General features: G+C 60.6%; 4 protein-coding genes. 2 read left to right on the top strand and 2 right to left on the bottom strand.

Annotated elements, in window-relative coordinates; genetic code table 11:
- Positions 1-539 (top strand): TolC family protein (locus ACYVDE_RS13315; protein ID WP_460502034.1); only part of this gene is annotated, 539 nt, incomplete at its 5' end.
- Between the two features lie 178 nt (positions 540-717).
- Here the strand turns inward: ACYVDE_RS13315 and ACYVDE_RS13310 are convergent.
- Positions 718-1,557 (bottom strand): DUF4382 domain-containing protein, encoded by an 840-nt coding sequence (locus ACYVDE_RS13310; protein WP_460502033.1) that lies wholly within the window; start codon positions 1,555-1,557, stop codon positions 718-720.
- Between the two features lie 111 nt (positions 1,558-1,668).
- On the bottom strand, positions 1,669-4,701 hold the full coding sequence (locus tag ACYVDE_RS13305; RefSeq protein WP_460502032.1) for an AsmA family protein: 3,033 nt from the start codon (positions 4,699-4,701) through the stop codon (positions 1,669-1,671).
- 377 nt (positions 4,702-5,078) lie between these two features.
- Between ACYVDE_RS13305 and ACYVDE_RS13300 the strand changes: the two genes are divergently transcribed.
- On the top strand, positions 5,079-5,624 hold a 546-nt coding region (locus tag ACYVDE_RS13300; protein ID WP_460502031.1), incomplete at its 3' end, for a carboxypeptidase-like regulatory domain-containing protein.

Genomic DNA, 5,624 nt, shown 5'->3' with positions numbered 1-5,624 from the left:
CCGACGTGCGCCAGGCCGAGCTGGAGCTGCAAGCCGGGCGCGCCGAGGTCGATGCCGCCCGCGCCGCTTTCCTGCCCAGCCTCACCCTCACACCTTACGTGGGCCTAAATGCTTTCCGCGCCGACCTGCTGCTCAATCCGAGCTCGGTCGTATTTGGGGCGGTGGCCGGCCTAACCGGCCCCATTCTCAACCGCGCCCAGTACCGGGCCGATTTCCGCGAGGCCGTGGCCGGCAACTATCAGGGCTATTACCGCTACCAGCAGGCGCTGCAAACCGGCTTCCGCGAAGTAGTGGTGGGCCTGCAGGGGCTCGAAAATTTCCGGTCGGTGGCCAACCTGCGCGCCCGCGAGGTGGAGCAGCTCACCAGCGCCGTGGCCACGTCGAACGACCTGTTCGTGGCCGGCTACGCGTCTTATCTGGAAGTCATCACCGCCCAGCGCAGCGTGCTCGAAGCGGAACTGAGCCTCGCCGAGGCCCGTCAGGCCCTGCTGCTGCAAAGCGTGAATCTGTACCGGGCGCTGGGCGGCGGCTGGCAGTAAGCTGATTATAGGAACGGTGTAGGGGCGGGGCTCGCCCCCGCCCGTCGTTGAACGAAACCAGCGTCCACCGTGCAACGACCGGGCGGGGGCGAGCCCCGCCCCTACACCCACCGTTTTAATAACAAAAAGCCCCAACCGTTGCGGATTGGGGCTTTTTGCTGCTGAAACTACCGGTGCCTTAGTTCAGGCCAGTGTTGCCCAGCGGCGTCACCTGCTCATTCACCACCGTGATGCCGGTGCGCACCACCGTGCGGTAAGCCGGCTGGCCCGTGGGGGCCGTGGTGCTGGGGAAATACTCAACGCGGTAGGTACCGGCCGGCAGGCCGGTAATCTGGTACGCGCCCGAGGCATCAGCCGAGGTGCTCACCGTATCGGGGCCCAGAATGGTGCTGCGAATGGCCAGAATTTGCGGCAGGGCCGCGGCCGGGCTCACCGTGCCCACGAGACCACCGCGCAGGTCCTGCGCCACCACCCGAATAACGGGCTTGAGCAGATACCGCTCCTTTTTGTCGTTGCCGGGCTTCCAGTTGCCGCGCTCCACGATGGACTTGGCTACGTCGAAATCGAGCAGCAGCTGGAATGTTTCGCGCTGTTTCAGGGTAGCTTTTTCCAGCTTCAGCTTCACGCCCGAAGTCTGGCCGCTGGGCGTTTTCAAGTCGTATTGCTGGCCGTCGCGGCCCACCACGTAGCTGTTGGGGCCGAGAATGAGGCGAATTTCCTTGAGGTCGCCGGGCGCGAAATCGTCGCTCACCAGCAGGGCCGAGCGGCCGTTCACGTACTCGAGCACGTTAATGACCTGCGGATTGAAATTCAACGTTTTCCAGCCGTCGGGGTCGCCGTCGTCTTTCAGGTGCACTTCAATCTGGCGCACATCCAGCACCACGCGCTGAAAGTCGCCGGGCGCATCCATCAGCCGCACTTCCAGCTTCGAAGTATTGGCGGCATCATCCGATTTTGAGCAGCTGGCCAAGCCCAGCAGGCCCAGTGCAGCAAGGGGTAAAAGACGCGTAATTTTCATCGTAACGAGCGGATTAACGGGAAATATTCGGGCAAAAAACGGCCCGGCCAACCTGTTGGTTGCCGGGCCGTGCTCCTCAACAATGCTGCCAGTATCGGCTAAGCTGGGCCGTTAGGGCTTGGTTGTATCAGCTGGCTCCACTGGTTTCGGCTTGGGTTTTGGCTTGCCAAACAAGCTGTTGAAGCCCTTGGCCAGCTGCTCTTTGGCCTTGTTGGCGGCGTCAATCTTCTGCTGCTTCTTATCCAGCTCGGCTTGGCGCGCAGCTTCCTCGGCCGACAGGCCGGCCCGGCGGATGCTGTCTTCCTTCGATATGGCGCGGGGCTTCACGCCCAGCAGGTCGAGGGCCTTCTGCTTGGCCACATTCTTCACCAGGGCCTGGCCCTGGGCCTTCATGCTGCCGCTGGTCAGCTTCACCACCGGCGACTTCACCGTGCCGCCGATGTCGAGGCCCAGCGTCACGCGGTCGGTGCCCTGAATGTTCTGCACGCCGGTCAGCTGCGTCAGCTTGCTGTTCAGCGCATTGCCTAGCTTGCCGGTGGGCGTGTTGATGGCCGTAACGTAGGCCAGCGCCCCGGTCAGGCTGTTTTGCCCGCCCAGCGTCATCTTGATGTCGCCAATGGTCAGGTCAAACGGCTGCACCACTAGGTTGCCATTCACTAGGTTCGCCTGAATTTTCTTATTGATTACCACCAGGTTTTTCAGGTCGGGCAGCGTGGTCAGGCTGGCAATCTTGGTCAGCGCCTCGCTCTGCCCGATGGCGGCCCGCACCACGTCAAACAAGCCCTTGCCGCTCAGCGTGGCCAGGTTGGGCAGCATATCGGGGCCCATTTCGCCGCTCACGCTAAAGTTGGTGCCGAACACGCCTTCCACCTGGCTCGCCAGTGGCACCAGCGTCTTAATCGTGTTGAACGCCGCAAACGCCTTCTGGAAATTCAGGTCCTTAATGTTCAGCCCAAAGTTGAACTTCGGGTGCGCCAGGTTTTTGCTGCTGTAGCTGCCCGTGGTGCCAAACGTTGCGCCCAGCGTATTAAACGTCAGGTTTTTGAGCGTCGCCGTCTGGTCGTTCACCGTCACCACACCGCTGGCATTGTTCAGCTTCAGGTTGTCGTAGGTCACGTTATCCACGTGGCTGTTCAGCACCAGGTCGAAGTATTTCGGAATCTGCAGCACGCCCTCGGCCTTGGCCGGCGCCTTGCCGCCCGTGCCGGCCACCGTGGGTTTGGCCGATACCTCGTCCACCATCCACTCGTTCACGTTGAAATTGCGCGAGTTCACCGTCAGGTTGCCTTTCAGCGACTGCCCCGGCGTGAACAAGTAGCCCAGGTAGTTGCTGATGGTGCCCGAGGCCGCGAAGTCGGAGCTGCCAGCCACGCCGTTCAGGCTCTGCAGCGCAATCTGGTTGTTGTTGAAGGTGGCCGTGCCGCTGCTGATTTTCACGCCCTGCGGCAGGTCCTTGCTCTTGTAGGTTACGTTGGTGGCGCGCACCGTGCCGCTGGCCACCACGTTCTGGTAGCGGCCGGCTTCCACGTCGGCCATGTTGCCCTTGGCGGCGATGTCGCCGGCCACGCGGCCCGTCACGGTCATGCCCTGCAGCGGGAAAATCTTGGTAATCTTGGTCAAATCCACCGTACCGCGCACGTTGGTGTCGAACACCGGCTTGTCGATGTTGTGCGCCGTGAGGCGGCCTTCCAGCGGCTCGCCTTCCAGCACCATCTTAAACTGCGGCAGGTTTATCTGCGTGTCGTTCACCTGCCCGGTCGTGTTCACCACCGTGCCGCTCAGGTTGATGTTCTCAATCGGGGCCGGAAATTTGGCCGATTTCACGTAGCCATTAGCCAGCTTGATGGCCGCATTCACCACCGGCATCTGCGTTTTCGAGTACACGCCCTTGGCCGTGCCATCCACGAAAAACTGCCCGCGCATGGCCAGGTCTTTCACCGGGTACACTTTCAGCGCCTCGGCCAGGTTCACGTTGGCTTTCACGCGGCCGTCTACCTTCATCGGGTTCAGGCCGTCGATGGCGATGTTGCCGTCCACCGGGTCGGGGCCGAGGTCGAGATGAAACTGCGGAATGTTGACTTTCACGTCGTTGGTTACGCCCGTGGGGTTGCTCACCTGCATCTTCAGGTTGATGTTCTTGGCCGCGCGGGGCAGCTCGGGGTACTTGAACTCACCGTTGGTCACGGTCAGGTTCACGCCGTAGCCAGGCAGCGAAGTGGCAGTCTGGGTGCCCTTGGCGTAGCCATCAAAGGCCACCTTGCCGCTGGTTTCAATGTTCTTAAACTTCTCAGTAAACACACCCGGCACCAGACTCAGCAGGGTTTTAAAGTCCGTTTCCAGCGCCTTGAAGGTCACGTCGTAAGTAATATCCGTAGCGTTAGGCAGCCCGATAACGCCGGCGAAGCTGAACGGAAAATCATTCAGCTTAAACTTGTTATCCTTGAAGGTGTACTGGCTTTTGCCCAGGTCCATCTGCATGGTTACGTCGGCGTCGAGCTGCTTATCGGTCACGTAGGCCACATTGTTGTAGCTCATATCCAAGTCAGTAGCGGTAGTTTTCGAAACCAAATCGAACACGTTGCGAGCGAAGTCGCCGCTGCCGCTGTGGTTCACGCCGCGCGCCTCCATCCGGAAAGGCAGCGTCAGGTCTTCGTAGCGCAGGTGGCCGTCGGTCAGCTTCCAGCCTTTGATAGCCAAGCTTACCTGGCTGGTATCTTGGCCTTTGGCGGCGGCGGCCGAGTCTGAAATCATCACGTCCCAGTTGGCGCTCCCGCCTTTTAGGCGGCGCAGGCTGATGTCGGGCCGCTCCAGCTCCACGCTGTTAATCTTGATTTCCTGACCTTTGAGCACCGTCATCACATCGAGGCCCACGCGCAGGTTGGGCAGGCTGGCCAGCGTGTCACGGCTGAACGAGTCGAGCCCAATCACCCGCAGGTTCTTGATATCCAACGTCAAATCCGGGAAGGAGTGAAACACACTCACGTCGATATCGGCCGGATTGTAGAGCACCTTGGCCCGCACGCGCTGGGCTATCTGCTTGTCGGCCAACGCCCGCAGCTTGTCTTTGAACAGGAAAGGGGCCGCCACGGCCGCCAGCAGCAGCACCACTATTACCCCGGCCGCGCCCAACAATATTTTCCGCATAATTCAGATGCTTATTAGTTCGAGAGTAAAAGTAGCAGCCCCGGCGAAAGGCATACGCCGACGCCGCAGGCAGCCACTTTAGCCGAATGTAGAACTCCGCAATGCGCCGTTCCGTTGCATCGCCCCGCTTCGGGCCGCCGATGCTGTTCATTCACATCGAGCCAGCCAGCCTATTTTTCATTGGTTTTCGCACCAAGAAATGGCTCCAGACAAGCCATTACGCTATTCAATAAATCACAATAATTTACAGAATTTTCATAGACATTATTTTGCATTATATTTGAGGCGGCTTGAATAAATAATTGGCTGCTTACCGCTTGCTTCGGCGAGCTAGTCAGGCATTCGGGCTGCTATCTTATTTTCTGCAACGTATTGTCATGAAGCGTATTCCCGTACTGCTCTTTTCGCTGCTCACGTTCAGCGCGCAGCCCGTTCTCAGCCAAACTGTCCCGCTCAGCCTTACCGGCAACGTGCAGAGCGAAGCGCAACAAGCGCTGGCCGGAGCGGCCGTCACGGTTATTCATGTGCCCTCGGGCAAGCGCTATTCGGCCGCATCCAACAGCGCGGGCAGCTTCGTGGTGCCCAACCTGCCCGCCGGCGGCCCCTACCTGATGCAGATTGGCGAAGGGGGCTACCGCTCCCAAACCCTCGAAAGCATTTTTCTGGAAAGCGGCAAAACCGCCAATTTCAGCGTCACGCTTTCGCGCCTAGGCTCAGCAGCCAAAGGGCGCGCCGGGCGCACAACGGCTACAACCAGCACCCCGGCTGAGCGCCTGGCGCCCGAAAGCGAGGTAGGTGGCCCCGTGCTGTTTGCCGCCAACACCGCTCCTGCCGGGCTCACTACCACGGGCAGCGGCCGACGCTACCAGCCGGTACCCCAGATTATCTCGGCGCCCGCCGTAGCGCCCACACCCGGCCCGGCC

The organism is Hymenobacter agri (assembly GCF_054778495.1).
This window is presented reverse-complemented; position numbering and strand designations above follow the sequence as displayed.

Coding starts and splice junctions, on each gene's coding strand:
- ACYVDE_RS13305 (WP_460502032.1), bottom strand. CDS start 4,701: ATGCGGAAAATATTGTTGGGCGCGGCCGGGGTAATAGTGGTGCTGCTG.
- ACYVDE_RS13310 (WP_460502033.1), bottom strand. CDS start 1,557: ATGAAAATTACGCGTCTTTTACCCCTTGCTGCACTGGGCCTGCTGGGC.